Origin of the sequence: Aurantimonas sp. A2-1-M11, from assembly GCF_036549475.1 — a bacterium.
Taxonomy (GTDB): domain Bacteria; phylum Pseudomonadota; class Alphaproteobacteria; order Rhizobiales; family Rhizobiaceae; genus Aurantimonas.
Genome location: NZ_JAZHLI010000031.1, coordinates 1 through 13,214, shown reverse-complemented (window position 1 = coordinate 13,214; position 13,214 = coordinate 1). Strand labels below are relative to the sequence as shown.

The 13,214-nt window shown below is 63.8% G+C and carries 12 protein-coding genes; 1 reads left to right on the top strand and 11 read right to left on the bottom strand.

Annotation, left to right across the window (positions count from 1 at the left end; translation table 11 throughout):
* Positions 1-14: 14 nt before the first annotated feature.
* The 10 genes from VQ042_RS14645 to VQ042_RS14600 all read right to left on the bottom strand — a co-directional run bounded on the left by VQ042_RS14645 (position 15) and on the right by VQ042_RS14600 (position 11,469).
* On the bottom strand, positions 15-2,408 hold the full coding sequence (locus tag VQ042_RS14645) for an AAA family ATPase (RefSeq protein WP_331820537.1): 2,394 nt from the start codon (positions 2,406-2,408) through the stop codon (positions 15-17).
* Positions 2,405-2,755, bottom strand: coding sequence for a hypothetical protein (locus VQ042_RS14640; RefSeq protein ID WP_331820534.1), 351 nt, complete (start codon positions 2,753-2,755; stop codon positions 2,405-2,407). Before VQ042_RS14640 ends, VQ042_RS14645 begins: the two co-directional genes overlap by 4 nt.
* Complete coding sequence (locus VQ042_RS14635) at positions 2,752-3,657, bottom strand: hypothetical protein (protein ID WP_331820532.1); 906 nt, start codon at positions 3,655-3,657, stop codon at positions 2,752-2,754. Before VQ042_RS14635 ends, VQ042_RS14640 begins: the two co-directional genes overlap by 4 nt.
* Positions 3,658-3,873: 216 nt before the next feature.
* Positions 3,874-4,494: a hypothetical protein gene (locus VQ042_RS14630; protein WP_331820530.1), complete on the bottom strand. Its 621-nt coding sequence runs from the start codon at positions 4,492-4,494 to the stop codon at positions 3,874-3,876.
* Between the two features lie 602 nt (positions 4,495-5,096).
* Positions 5,097-6,470: a four-carbon acid sugar kinase family protein gene (locus VQ042_RS14625; protein WP_331820528.1), complete on the bottom strand. Its 1,374-nt coding sequence runs from the start codon at positions 6,468-6,470 to the stop codon at positions 5,097-5,099.
* Positions 6,467-7,708 carry a ribulose-bisphosphate carboxylase large subunit family protein gene (locus VQ042_RS14620; RefSeq protein WP_331820526.1) on the bottom strand — a complete coding sequence of 414 codons (1,242 nt, stop codon included), beginning with the start codon at positions 7,706-7,708 and terminating at the stop codon, positions 6,467-6,469. Before VQ042_RS14620 ends, VQ042_RS14625 begins: the two co-directional genes overlap by 4 nt.
* Positions 7,709-7,732: 24 nt before the next feature.
* Entirely contained in the window at positions 7,733-8,692 is a 960-nt protein-coding gene (locus VQ042_RS14615) for an NAD-dependent epimerase/dehydratase family protein (RefSeq protein ID WP_331820523.1), read from the bottom strand.
* Between the two features lie 33 nt (positions 8,693-8,725).
* Positions 8,726-10,018, bottom strand: coding sequence for a TRAP transporter large permease (locus VQ042_RS14610; RefSeq protein WP_331820521.1), 1,293 nt, complete (start codon positions 10,016-10,018; stop codon positions 8,726-8,728).
* Complete coding sequence (locus VQ042_RS14605; RefSeq protein ID WP_331820519.1) at positions 10,015-10,455, bottom strand: TRAP transporter small permease; 441 nt, start codon at positions 10,453-10,455, stop codon at positions 10,015-10,017. The genes VQ042_RS14610 and VQ042_RS14605 overlap by 4 nt, the downstream gene beginning before the upstream one ends.
* A gap of 156 nt (positions 10,456-10,611) precedes the next feature.
* Positions 10,612-11,469 (bottom strand): TRAP transporter substrate-binding protein, encoded by an 858-nt coding sequence (locus tag VQ042_RS14600; RefSeq protein ID WP_331820517.1) that lies wholly within the window; start codon positions 11,467-11,469, stop codon positions 10,612-10,614.
* A 356-nt stretch (positions 11,470-11,825) separates the two neighbouring features.
* On the opposite strand from VQ042_RS14600, the gene VQ042_RS14595 reads away from it, so the two are divergent.
* Positions 11,826-12,524: an FCD domain-containing protein gene (locus tag VQ042_RS14595; RefSeq protein ID WP_331820619.1), complete on the top strand. Its 699-nt coding sequence runs from the start codon at positions 11,826-11,828 to the stop codon at positions 12,522-12,524.
* Positions 12,525-12,695: 171 nt separating this feature from the next.
* Here VQ042_RS14595 and VQ042_RS14590 read toward each other — a convergent pair.
* Positions 12,696-13,214 (bottom strand): transposase (locus tag VQ042_RS14590; RefSeq protein ID WP_331820514.1); only part of this gene is annotated, 519 nt, incomplete at its 5' end.

Here is a 13,214-nt window from a genome sequence, read left to right as displayed (position 1 = left end):
GGTGGAACTGGGATCTACGCCTGATCGGAGGCTCGCGTGCCGGCAGGTCTGTCCTCACCGATCAGGACAGAGGTTGGCGACGTGCCTCGCGGGCGTAATTCCCGGCCGGGTGCTCTCCAGTCTTCGGTGCGCTTCACGGCCGGTCGGGATATCAGCTCGTTCATCCCGGCCTCTCGGTTCGAGGTCTTCGTGTCCGCATCCCGCGGCTTTGCCTCTGCGGACGCATTGATGATCGCCAGCACCTCGGGCGGCTCCAGCACGCTCCTCTGCAGAAGCGCCTCGGCCAGACAGTTGACCGTCTCCATTTCGACCACGATCATCGCTTTGGCACGCGAATAGGCCTCGTCCAGCATCGCGGAAACTCGCAGACGCAGACCCGGGCTGGCTGCAAGGCGGGCGAGTGCCATGTCTTGCGCTTCCCATACGAGGCCGCTGTCAACACCAAGCCCGAGTCCGGTTTCGATCGAGAGAGCGAGCATCGTAGCGCGGGCAAGGTCGCTTGCCTCGCTTCCGCCCGCGCCTGCGCTTGGAACGCCGAGGATCGCTTCCTCCGCCGCGCGACCAGCCATGAGCACGATCATGTGCTGCTGGAGATCATCCCTCAATGGGAAAGCAAACCTATCCCCGTCCATCGCAGTGTATCCACCATGCGGCTGATCGATCGCCAATGTGATATGGCTCGCCCCGATCGCGCGCACGGCGACGATAGCGTGACCGGCCTCGTGCACCGCCTCGATGCGCCGCGCCTCCTCCGGTCGGCGGGGCCGTTCCTCGGCAATCGCCATCGCCAGATCTTCGATTGCGAGTGACCGATCCGCCCGTCGGGCCAGACGATCGGCGCGTCGCACGTAGGCCGCCACATCGGCACCCGTCGCGCCGAGGCAAAGACGTGCAATACCCCGCAGGTCCTCTCCGGAAAGCGCGCCGTCCAAATGCGTGCGCAGGATCTGCTCGAGCGCGGGGATATCGGGCAGGGGAATCGTGATGTGCCGATCCAGTCGGCCGGAACGCCGCAGAGCTGGATCAATTCGCTCAGGATGATTTGTCGCGCCGACCAAGACGACGCCCTCGCCGGAACAGACGCCATCAACGAGCTCCAACATCCCGTTCACGACCTGTTCCCAATATTCGACATGGTCGCCGCTCAAGTGATCGCGCCGGCCGATGCCGTCTGCTTCGTCGAGGAAGAGGATGGCCGGCGACTTCGCCCAAGCTTCCTCGAAGGTTTTCCTCATCCGGCCCAGAACCGTGCCTAGGTGGCCGTCACCCTGCTGCCACTGAGCCACCGACGAGGCGATCAACGGCACGCCGCAGGTATTGGCGAGCGCCTTGGCGTAGGTTGTCTTGCCAGTGCCGGGTGGACCGGACAAAAGCAGGCCGTGATCAATCGCGCTCCAAGCGATGCGGCCGGCCTTCCAATCTGTAAGATCCTGGGCGAGATCGAGGCCCCACGTGCGAGCCGGACCGTAGCCAGCCAGTTCTTCCAGGCGCGGGCCGGCCGAATTTTTTTCACCGGGGCTGAGACGAGCCGCGGCCAGCCGCTCCAGGCTTGCGATGGCCTGTGTTGCAGAGACGCCCGGCCGGGCTGCGAGCGCCAGATCGGTCAGGGTCAGCACCTTCGCCTGATCAGCGGAAAGTCGGCGGACGCGGCGGGTGTTCAGTATATTTCGCAGGGTCGAGCGGATGGTGTCCGGATCGAGTTCCGTCAGGACGGCGACCATTTCCGCGTAGGGTTGTGCCGCATCGGCGAGATCACTCTTGCCGTGGCTGGCCGCGATGACGATCACCGGGGCAGCGCACGCCAGCGCTGAAGCGATTAGGACAGAGGGGCTGCTCCGCTCGTCCGTCTTTCGGCCCGGCTCAGCAGACTCGTCGGTCAGTATGATCATGGCGGTCCGAGTACTACGGCGGAAGTGCCCGCGCAGGTCCGCGTTGCGGAACACTTGACGACGGTTGGGCGAGAGTATGCCACTGCTAGCGAGATGCGCGATGCGCTCGGCGATCATTGCGGGATAGGCGGTGCGCAGCAGGAGCACGGGGGCGGTTGAGTCGAGCCGGTCCAGGACGTCGGGGCTCGCCTGCAGGGCGCGGCCGAGCAGTAGGGACATGGCGATATCATCCGCGGCAGGCGGAATCACCTCCGGTGCCGGCCGAGCGCCGCTGATGGCGGCTTCGACGGAGCCATCCAGCAGGCCATCATCGTCCTCCTCGGAGAAAGCGATTGGGAGCGCGGCTTTGGCCTGATATGCCCACCAGCGCCTAACCAACTCGCGTCCGATGGGCGTCACAGCCTTCGGCAGCGCGGCCGCTGGCTTGGAGCGGGCCTGCTTCTTGGACTCGAGCGGCTCCGCGAGCCCGCGCGTACCGTTGGGCTGCTTCAGACGTCTGGATACCGTGCGCTTGGTCATGATGATCTCCTGTCGGTGGAGGAATCGACGGACTGCGGGCTGTGAACCATTGCGGCCGTGCCGGCAGTGGGCGGACTAGCGTCCGGCAGTCGGTGGCGTTCGAGAATGAAGCCGGCGACAACTTGCGCGGCGGCGTCACCGCTTGCGAGCAGTCGACGGATGAGCCTGTCTGCCGTGGCTGCATCCAACCGGCCGGAAAGATGCGCACGCAGAGAATAGGCAATCAGCAAGGTAGTAGGCGCAGGAATGATGGCCTGCTTCACCGGCCTTTCCGTCTGGGGCGGGATAGGCTCGCAGCACAAGGCGGACCTGACGGAGCGGATCGAGTGCAGGGAGATGATGGTCATCGCCTACCCCTCCCGAAAGCGGGGGACGTCTCGCTGGCCGCCATGGCCCGCCGCTCGACCGGGCCGACAAGTCGCGCCGGAAAGGTGGCGGTCGGGAAGTCGGGGGGCGATTCCTGCCCCGCATCTCCCTCGTCGAACTTCGTCTCTGCCCGCGGCCGAGGCTGGGAAAGGGCGACGATCGAGGCCGCCAGCGGTCCGAGTTGGGCGGCGAGCGTTCTGCCGAGGATCGCGTCGAAGGCGTCGAGGGCCGCTCGAATCGGCACGCCAAAGTGCTCATCCAGCCCGTCTGGGCCGATGGTGCGAGTGGGATCAGCGCCGGTGCGTCCATACCGGTCGATTATGCCGTAGGATACCGTCGCGACATCGTAGCCCATGCCGCGCAGGGCGCTTGCGCCCGTCAGCGCCGCCCCTCGCAACAGGTCCAGAACGTTTCTGCAAGAGGAAAGGGCCGCCGCACCGCGCTTGGAGTCGTAGATCATGGCGTGGCGGAGTTGCTTCTCGATCACGACCAGATCGACGATGAAGCGCCGGGCGATCGCCTCCTCATGCGAGAGAAGGACCGAATGATCGTCCGCATTCTGCCGGACGATTTCGGCGGCTGTGCGGGTGATCGGCATTTCGGCCTCCCGCAGGACGACGAGTCGCTCGTCCGTCCTGAGAACTTCCGCGATGACGGCCGGGATTGTCTGGCCGGCCCGGGTAGTAATGGAGCGCGTGATCGAGCCGATAGTGGAGAAAGCCCCGAGCACGGCATCTTCGGGCAGGGCCTCGGTGGCCCGCACTGCCTCGGCGACGATGCGGGTGGCCTCGCTCTCGAGAAATGAATGAAGAGCGTTCGGAGACGGACGGGTCCCGGAGTGTTCGTGGGCGCCCGAGCAACTGGGTTTCAGAATGCTGGTCATAAAGTCTCCATGCCAGGCGTTAAGCCAGGTCAAAGGGAAGGGAATAGGGAAATGGGTTACTGAGGGACGGACGGCGGCATGACCCGCCGCTGGTCAATCGGACCGTCGGGATCAGCAGCGGCTGACGCATCCCGAGCCGACCCAAGCGGCCCTTAAGGCCACAAGGGACGTCACAGGGTTCGTGGATAACGCCAGGCACGCCGAAGGCGTTGCTAGTCAGGGACGACGGCCAACGATCAGACGGTCGCGCGATTTCAACACGGTGATCAAACCGATGGCCGCAAGCTTGATGCAGAGATCCGGACGAACAACAATGTCGTGCTCGATGTGGAGCCCGGCGGCATCGATGAGAACGAGCCGATGCTCCCGCAGACGATCCATCAGTGCCCGAGCTGCGGCGATTTCAGCAGCGTCGAAGACCGGCCCGGCTGCGGGGCGTTCGCGTCGCGCATTGGCAATCTCGGGAGCCGCATGGGCTGCAGCGTCCAGCGCTGAGTGACAGTAACCCGCCGTCCGGCTGACTTCCGGGACGGAACCATTGTCCGCTTCTTCCGAGAGATGCGCTGCGCGCTGCGCCGCAGCGGCCAACATCCTAACCTTGAGATCGTCCGGAACGTCGGGGATGTCGCTGATCCGAACCGCAGGCGCGAGACCCGAAATGTACATGCGCTGCCCGACGACGTGCCCGCGCGGTCGCGTCGGGCCGAATGCATAGCGCGGCAGGTCGTGAACGACAGAGATCCCCTGACGCGGGGGCGCGCCGGGAGCCCTGTCTTCAGAAATGAGGGGATTTTCCTTGCGCGACTCCGTCGCGCGCGGCAAACACAAGTCAGCCATGCTGTACTCTCCAAGCGAGTCAGGGTGGTCAGGCTGCCGGGGAAGCTACAACTTCCCTGGCGGCCGCTTTCGCGGACGCCGCACAGTCGACCATCATCTCGACGACGGGATGCCGCCGATGATCTCAATATACATCCAGTAATGCTAAAGGGAAGTCGAGCTGTCCGAAAGGAGCTTTTTTGTTTAACAGGAGGCTTTTTATTCAAAAGCCGATTTTTTATGTCTCCCTGGCTCGGTTCACCTCTTAGGTTTCACGAACCGTTGTCACCGCAGATTGAGATTGCTTTTCAAGCAGGGGTGGGAAATCCGCTGCTTTACGGCCTTGATCAGACTGCGATTTTCGTGCTGCGTCGAGGCCGCCGATCCACAATCCTTGGCAACGGCCTTTTCCAGCTGATTCCGCAGCCGTTCGCCGCGCGGCTCGTCCGGGCGGCGAACGGCGTAATATCAGTCCGTCAAAGTCTCCGGCGAGACAGGTGGTGGAGTGTTGCACTTCGGGCTGGAACTCAGCCTCACATTGCCGCTTTGAAACTATGGCTTCCAGGATTCTGCATTCGCGTTTCGGGTAGACATGGCTTCCGGGATTGCCCGTAAAGCGAAGATCAGGATACCTGATGCGTTCCCAGCGCGTCGAGGAACAGCGATGGTGAGCCGAGCTGACCGCCTTTGAGAACCACCTTGAGCCCGTCGAACTCCGGCACGTGGCTGTGACAACGGCAGATCGGCGCTCCCTTGCCCAGCGGGTGCGCGATTTCCAGTGCTGTCACCGGCAAGGCTTCGAGGACCCGCCCGGACGTATCGCCTCCGGCAACGACGATCCGTTGCAGGCCAAGGCGCGGGACGGCAGCGGCCGCAATCCGGCCGAGCACCCGGCCGATGGATTCCTGGGCGGCTGAAAAGGCAATACCGCGATCGGCGGCCGTCCGCTGGAGCGCGGCGAAGGCCGGATCGTCGACGGTCCTGGCGGCAAAGACGATGACGCGGCCGCAGCGCTCGATCGCCGCGTCGACCGCCGTCTCGATCCTTCCGATTTCAGTCGCTGCGGTCTCCGGGGCGACGGCCTGTGCCACGTCGAGACGGATGGTTTCGAAGCCGCTCGCTTCAGCGATCTCGATCTGCTCGGCCGTGACCGGCGAGCAACTGCCCGACAGCACCAGCAGGTGATCGACCGGTGGGACCGGCGCGAACGGGGCCGGACTCTGAGGCAACATCCCTGCCCGGCGCCAGTGCGCCACTAGCGCGTATTGTAGTCCCGAGGAGGAAGCGCTGAACACCGGGCCGTCGCTGCCATCCCAGACGAGCCGGCCGGCTTCGGCCTGCGTCGTCTCGTCGACGACATCGATGAAGACGATCGTGCCAGGCTTGTCGCGTGCCTGGTCGGCGGCTTGGTCAGCGGTTCCGCCGGCGATGGCCGCCACGTCGATCGAGACGACGTCCCGTGCGGTCTGGCTGGACAGATGCAGGCGCAGATCGGCTTCGCGCATGGGCGTTACGGGATGCCGCGACATCGTCGGATGACGGTCAATGCGATAGCGGACGCCGCCGGCGGCGGCGAAGAGATTGGCGAAGACCTGCCACCGGCCGAGCTGCGGGGCGCCGACGATCGACGGCGACCAGGGGCCGGCGACAAGGCTGTCGCCGATATCGATGGCGCGTCCGATCGAGCCGACGTCCGCCGCGGAATCGAAGGTCGAGCAGACCTTGTACTGGAGGATTCTGGGGAAGAGGTCGGCCAGCGCCCGCAAGGGGCCGGGGAGGTTCCGGTCCATCCAGTCCGGGCTTCGCGAGCGCGCGGTTCCGGCAATGCCGATCACCGGATAGTCGGCGAAGCTGGCGAGATCCTGCGCATCGGGCGTGCGGGTGAACAGCACGGTGCGCAGCCCGGCGAAGGCGGTGACTTCCATAGCATCGGTTGAGCCAGTGAAGTCGTCTCCATAGAAGGCGAGGAGGACGCCGTCCGGCAATTTGCCCCTCATGCGAACGTCTCCACGGCAAGGGCCAGGTCGGGCGAGTTTCCGGCGGCCTCCTGCAACGGCACACCCTGCATCGCGGCGTCCCAGGCTTCTCGCAGGGATCGCACCCCGGCGGCGATTCCCGAGGGATGCGCGATGATCCCCCCGCCGGCGCAGTAGATGAGATCCGGCGAGCCCAGATGCCTCCAGGTGCCCTCTGCCTGCTTGACGCTTTGTCCTGAGGAGAAGACCGGCATGACCCGGTCCGGGCGGGCCGGGGACAGCGGTGTCAGGCACGCCTTTGCCGAAGCGATGACGCTGTCGTCAGGCTCCCAGAACTTGTTGGCCAGACCGTTGACATGCATGTGGTCGACGCCGGCGAGCCGCCAGATCTTCTGCCATGCGACATATGACCAGCCATTGTCCGGCGAGCGGCCGAGATAGCCCCATCCATTGCGGTGGGCGTGGATAGGCAGGCGGGCATGGCGGCGCAGGGCTGTCAGGCCTGTCAGGCCGACGCTGTTCAGGCTTACCATGGTGCAGGTGCCCCCGGCCGCCTCGACCTGGTCGTGCCGCCGGAGCAACTCGTCGATTTCGCCGGTCAGGTTTACGGCATACATCACCTTACGGCCGGTCCGCTCGGCATGACGTGCGATCACCGTCGTCACGGCCGCAAGGCGCTCGTCGAAGGGACAGATCGCGCCGTCGGCCTGGAGTTCGTCATCCTTGATGAAGTCGATGCCACCCTCGCAGAGTTGGTCGACCAAAGCGGCGGTTTCATCTGGATTCAGGCCGATCGACGGTTTGATGATGGTGCCGATGAGCGGTCGATCCGCGACCCCCGTCAGTTGCCGGGTTCCCTCCACGCCGAAGGCCGGACCGGGATAGCGATCGGCGAAGGCTGGGGGCAGGTGCAGATCGACGAGTTTGAGGCCCGCGACTTCGCGGAGCTCGAAGAGATTGCCGGCGACCGTAGCAAGAAGGTTCGGCAGCGACGGCCCCACATTGGCGAGCGGCCACGACAGGATCATCCGATAGCTGCGAGCACTATCCCCGATCGCGCCCGGCAGCATCGGCCGACTGCTATCCTCGATCTCCTCAAGGCGATCCACCGTCGCAGCGGATCGTGCCTTCAGTTCCTCGCTCTCCCCGGGGATTGCGATGAACGTCCCCGAGGATTGCTCGCCGGCAATAGTATCCGCGACACGATGCGGATCCCCGGCCGTTCTGAGGATGTATTCGGCGACGATCCGCTGATCCATGTTTCCCCTCCGCAATTCGTGAGATCAATGTGCGCGGGCGCGTTGCAGCCACGTGTGATAGTCGCGCAGGCCCTCACGGATGTCGGCGAAGCGGGGCTCGAAGCCGAGGCGCGTACGGGCCTTGGAGATGTCGAGCGGCGCACCGCGTTCGAAGAACAGGCCCGAGCCGAGCGTGACCTTGCTTTCGTGCCCCACGATATCGGCGACATGCCCGACGATTTCGCGATGGGCAACGGCGACGCCGCTGGAAATGTTGAATGCCTCTCCTGACACATTTGCTGGAGCGTCGAGGAGAGCAACCACACCGGCTGCCGTGTCGCGGACATGCGTCCAGTCGAGCGACTGATCGCCTCCCTTCGGCGAGTCCACCTCGGTCGGGCCTTCAAGAGGGCCGAACATCGCTTGGTAGAGCACATGCATCCGCGATGGCAGTTTGCCTGGACCGTAGACGAAATAAAGGCGCGCATTGCGCACGTCGAACCCGTAGGTCTGCCCGTATTGCACGGCCAGGACCTCGTTGGAGGCTTTCGTCGCACCGTAGAGATCGGTCACCTTGACCGGCAGATCCTCGGTTTGGCCGCCAGCTTGGTCGCCATAGATTGCGCCGGAGCTGAGGTTGATGAATTTCGGCACGCCGAAGATGCGGCAGGCCTCGATCACGTTCAGCATCCCGACCGTGTTGATCTGGATGTGGCGAAATGGCCGCTTAGCGAAGTTCGGACCGGCGATGACGGCGACGCCGAAGATGACGGCGTCGATTCGACCTTCATAGGCGCGCATCCGTTCGAACAGGGTGTGGACATCGAGAACGTCGACGTTCTCGAAGGTCAGCCTGTCGCGATAGGGCTCGAGATAGTCGTGGCCAAGTCCGTCGAGCCCGGTCGCGCCGAGGTCGAAGATGACGACATCTTCGCCACGTGCCGCCAGATCGTGGGAAATCCAGGACCCGACATGTCCCAGCCCACCGAAGACGAGGGTTGCCATCAGAATGCTCCGTTTTGAAGAAGTTGTCCGGGCTCAGTTCAGCAGAAGGTTCGGAACAGCGAGGACCAGCCAGGGCAGGAATGTGATCGCAATCAGCATCGCGAACAACGGAATGTAGAAGGGCAGGATTTCCTTCACGAGGTGGCCGAATGGGATGTCGGCTACCCGCTGTACGGTGAACAGAACCGTGCCGACTGGCGGTGTCACCAAACCGATCATCAGGTTGAAGATCATCACCACGCCGAAATGCACAGGATCGATCCCGTAACTGATCACGAGCGGCGTCAGGATGGGGGTTAGGAGGAACAGCGCCGGGACCGAGTCGATGAAGCAGCCGACAAGCAGAATGAAGATGTTCAGGACCACCAGCAGCACGTACTTATTGTCGATATTGACTGCGAGGTAGTCGATGATCAGCGTGGTGACCTGATAGCGTGCTAGAACCCAGGCATAGAGTGCAGAGCCCGCGATGATCACCAGCAGCGCCGCGGTGTCGACCGCTGTATCCTTGCAGATCACCCAGAATTCTCGAACTGTGATCGTTCCATAGACGAAGAATGCGATGATGGTGCAGTAGACCACGGCGATCGCCGAGGCCTCAGTGGGCGTGAAGATGCCGGAAAGGATGCCGGCGATGATGATGATCGGGGTCAGGATCGGCAAGAAGCCGGCACTGCAGGCCGAGGCGATCTGGCGCATGGTCGCGCGTTTTGCGACGGGATAGCCACGCTTATGCGAAATATAAGCGACAAGAACCATCAAGCCGAGGCCCATCAGGACGCCGGGAACGATAGATCCGAGAAAGACCGCGGCAATCGAGACATTGGCGAGGGCACCGTAGATCACGGCGGGGATGCTCGGCGGGATGATTGGCCCGATAGTCGCCGAACTGGCGGTAACGGCTGCGCTGAAGCCCTTGTCGTAGCCGTCGCGTTCCATAGCCCGCATCTGGAGCGGACCGAGGCCGCCGGCGTCGGCGACCGCCGAGCCAGACATGCCCGCGAAGATCATGCTGGACAGGACGTTGACGTGCCCAAGTCCGCCGCGGAGGTGCCCAACAAGCGACCGAGCGATGTTGAACACGCGGTCTGAAATGCCCGACGCATTCATCAACCGGCCGATAAGCAGGAAGGCTGGAATTGCGAGAAGGGTAAAGCTGTTGACGCCGTAAAGGGTGCGCTGGGCAAGCATCTCGTAGGGAATGCTGTCGAAGCCGCGGGTGGCTGCGAGCACCGAGATCGAGGCGCCAATCATCGCGAAGCCGACTGGCACGCCGATGAAGAGCAGAAGGAGAAGCGTGCCGAAGAGGGCGAGGAAAATGATCATGACATGCTGTCCGTCTGGCGCGTGCCGCGGAATGCGTCGGCGATGTCCTTGAGGAGGAGGGCGATCAGCATGATGAGCCCGACCGCCTGGACGAGATAGAGATTAGCGTAAGAGACGGGGATGGTGCTGGCGCTGACGTTCTGTGTCTGGCCCATCATCTCAAAAGCTCCGGCAACCACGAGAATGGCGATTCCGGCCGTGAGCACGTCGCCGAGAATGTCGAACCAACGCCGGATCCGCGGCGACATGAGATCGAGCAGGATTGTGATCCGGATTTGAGCGCCATGGCGTTGAGCGATCGCGGCCCCGAGAAAGATCTCGGCGATAAATAGGAAGCGAGATGTCTCGTCGGTCCAGGGTACGCCGATGCCGAGCGCGTAGCGCGATGCCACCTGGACGAACATCACGACCAGCATGGCGATAAAGGCGAGGGTCATGACGACCTCGACAAACCGCCAGAAATAGCCCGCAAGTCTGTTCGGGAACGCAACGCTTCCCTTTTCAATCGACGCCGCCACGCGATCCCCCCGATACTGACCCAGTAAAAGGCACGCCCGCCGACCAAGACGGGCGTGCCGCAGGCTAAGGACTTATCAGTTCAGCTTGGACAGCACGTAGTCCCGCACCTCGGGCGCAAAGCCGTCCGCGATCTCGCGGATGGCCGGAGCCGCCTTGGCGCGGAACGCCGCAACGTCCGGTTCGACAATTTTCATGCCTTGCTCTTGAAGCTGCTCATAAAGCTTAGCCTCGTTGCCTGTGACAAGCTCGTCTCCCCAGGTGATCGCATCTTCAATGGATTCCTGCAGCAAGGTCTGGTCCTCTTCGGACAGTCCTTCATAAAAATCTTCGTTCATGAGCCAGTGAAAGAACGAATAGACGTGCTGCGTCTTGGCGATGTGCGACTGCACTTCGAACAGCTTGCCCGACCAAATGTAGTCGACGGGATTCTCCTGCATGTCGATGACGCCTGTCTGCAGCGCGGTGTAAACCTCCGGCCAGGCAATGGGGCTCGGCAGGGCGCCGATTTCCGTCCAGATCTGCACCCAGGGGGCGATTTCCGGCACCCGCATGCGAACGCCCTGGATATCGTCCGGCGTCTTCACCGGGTTCTTCGAGGTGAGGTTCCGCGGGTTGCGGATCGACAGGCCGACCAGCTCCAGATTGCCGTTCTCGCGGACGGCTTGCCGCAGCTGCTCGCCCATTTCGCCTTCATAGACCTTCTTGGCGTCGGCGCTGGAATCGAACACGAAGGGCAGGTCCGCGCCCGCATATTTCGGCGCGTACAGGGTCATCGGCATCGAACCGCCCAGCGCGATCTGGTACTCGCCGCTGCTAGCGCCCTCGAGGTGATCGCGCTCGCCGCCGACTTCGGTGCCGAGCAGCGTGACCGTGAAGCGACCCTCGGATTTCTCCTCGATATTCTTCTTCAGTCGCTCACCGACCTGGAACATCTCGTGGCCCGGCTCGACGTGGAGCGCGATGGCGATGTCCTCGGCGAGAGCCGGAAAGGCGACAGTGGAAGCGCCGAGAACCAGCGCCGCGAACAAAGATTTCTGCATGAAGAACCTCCCAATTGGCGAGTCGGACCGCATCCCATCCCGGATGGCGGTTCCGCTGCAAACTGGTCCGACCATCAGACGGTCCAGCCAGTTGATGACTTTCTGACGCATGGTGACTAGGCTTGTCAACGGGCGCATTCATCGCTCTATCGATCCTGGTAAAAGGGGAGAGCGCAGTGGTCGCTAACACCGAGAAGGCCAAGCCGGCCAGACAGAGACGTGCGGGGCGGATCGTGCGGCGACGGCGCATGCACGAGGACCTCGTGGACATGCTGGCGACCGACATTCGCGCCGGGGTCTACGAGATGGGCGACGCGCTGCCCTCCGAGCGCGACCTCATGGACGAGTTCGGCGTGTCGCGTCTGACGGTGCGCGAGGCGACCGCCGCGCTGGAAAGCAAGGGCTTCATCGAGACCCGGCCGGGGACGCGCGCCCGCGTCTGCGGGCCCCGGCCGGACTTTCTCCTCGGCATGCTGTCAGAAGCAGCGGCGTTTCATCTGACTGAACCGGGCGGCCTGCGCTCTTTCATGGAGATAAGGGCGATCGTGGAGACGGGCGTCGCCCGTATTGCCGCAGAGCGCATCTCCGACGACCAGATCGCGGGGCTTCGGGCCGAGCTGGAGCGGAACCGTGATGCCGTGGGAGACATGGATGAATTTGGACGGACTGATGTCGAGTTTCACTCGGCGATCGCCCGGGTCGTCGAGAATCCGATCATCAACGGGTTCTTTGTCGCGATCGATGAATGGTTACGTGAAGTCCGCCGGACGAGCCTGCTGAACGATGGTCAGATGGAGACGGCTTACGCTGCGCACGTCCGTATATTCGAGGCCCTGGAAGGGCGTGAACCCGATCGCGCCGCCGCCGAAATGCGCGGGCACCTCCATCAGCTGTCGCGAATATATCCACCGCAGGGTGAGACGCTGGATCCAGCTTCGGCCGGCTAGCCCGGATCATGCATCAGGGCGCGCCTGACATTCCCGTTGGACATTGGCGGCACTGTCGGGTCGGTGTCGCCCATGCTTTTCGGGCGCGCTCGCGGTGGCGGCGCGGTTCGGGATGTTCGGGTTTTGAGGTTGCGGTTTCGGGGCGAGCGGGGGCGACGGCCGGGGCAGTCGTCAGACTGGCGCCATGCGCGGCAGTCGCTCGAGAAGCAGGCGCATCAGGGGCGCGGCGGGACAGGCGCTCGGCAGGTGCAGCGTGATGCGGGTCTTCATGTCGTCGACGCGTGCGGCGATCTTCACGATGCGCCGGCGCAGCGTGTCGAACTGGGCGCGCCGCCACGGCGAGCGCTTCGGCAGGGCGGCGCGCAGGGTCCACATCAGCCAGTAGGCGCCGGCATGCAGGAACAGCCTGATCTGGTTGGCGGCGGCGCTGCTGCACGAAGTGCGATCGGCGGCGAGATGGGCTTTCCACGCCTTGATGTGGTTCTCGGCCTGGCCGCGGGCACAGTAGACGCCTTCGTACAGCGTCTTGCCGGTCCCACTGGTCAGGCTGGTGACGATGAAGCGAGTGTCGCAGCCGCGGGGGCCGGCCTCGACGCGGGCGATGATACGCTCGACCCGGCTCCAGGAGGCAGCGCTATCGTGGAATTCCTTGAAGCGGCGGATTGTGGCGCCGTCGGCCGCCGCGGCGCG

Bases quoted from the DNA above. Each gene is read 5' to 3' on its own strand.
- VQ042_RS14645 (WP_331820537.1), bottom strand. From the start codon at position 2,408: ATGACCAAGCGCACGGTATCCAGACGTCTGAAGCAGCCCAACGGTACG.
- VQ042_RS14640 (WP_331820534.1), bottom strand. From the start codon at position 2,755: ATGACCATCATCTCCCTGCACTCGATCCGCTCCGTCAGGTCCGCCTTG.
- VQ042_RS14635 (WP_331820532.1), bottom strand. From the start codon at position 3,657: ATGACCAGCATTCTGAAACCCAGTTGCTCGGGCGCCCACGAACACTCC.
- VQ042_RS14630 (WP_331820530.1), bottom strand. From the start codon at position 4,494: ATGGCTGACTTGTGTTTGCCGCGCGCGACGGAGTCGCGCAAGGAAAAT.
- VQ042_RS14625 (WP_331820528.1), bottom strand. From the start codon at position 6,470: ATGAGGGGCAAATTGCCGGACGGCGTCCTCCTCGCCTTCTATGGAGAC.
- VQ042_RS14620 (WP_331820526.1), bottom strand. From the start codon at position 7,708: ATGGATCAGCGGATCGTCGCCGAATACATCCTCAGAACGGCCGGGGAT.
- VQ042_RS14615 (WP_331820523.1), bottom strand. From the start codon at position 8,692: ATGGCAACCCTCGTCTTCGGTGGGCTGGGACATGTCGGGTCCTGGATT.
- VQ042_RS14610 (WP_331820521.1), bottom strand. From the start codon at position 10,018: ATGATCATTTTCCTCGCCCTCTTCGGCACGCTTCTCCTTCTGCTCTTC.
- VQ042_RS14605 (WP_331820519.1), bottom strand. From the start codon at position 10,455: ATGACCCTCGCCTTTATCGCCATGCTGGTCGTGATGTTCGTCCAGGTG.
- VQ042_RS14600 (WP_331820517.1), bottom strand. From the start codon at position 11,469: ATGTTCCAGGTCGGTGAGCGACTGAAGAAGAATATCGAGGAGAAATCC.
- VQ042_RS14595 (WP_331820619.1), top strand. From the start codon at position 11,826: ATGCACGAGGACCTCGTGGACATGCTGGCGACCGACATTCGCGCCGGG.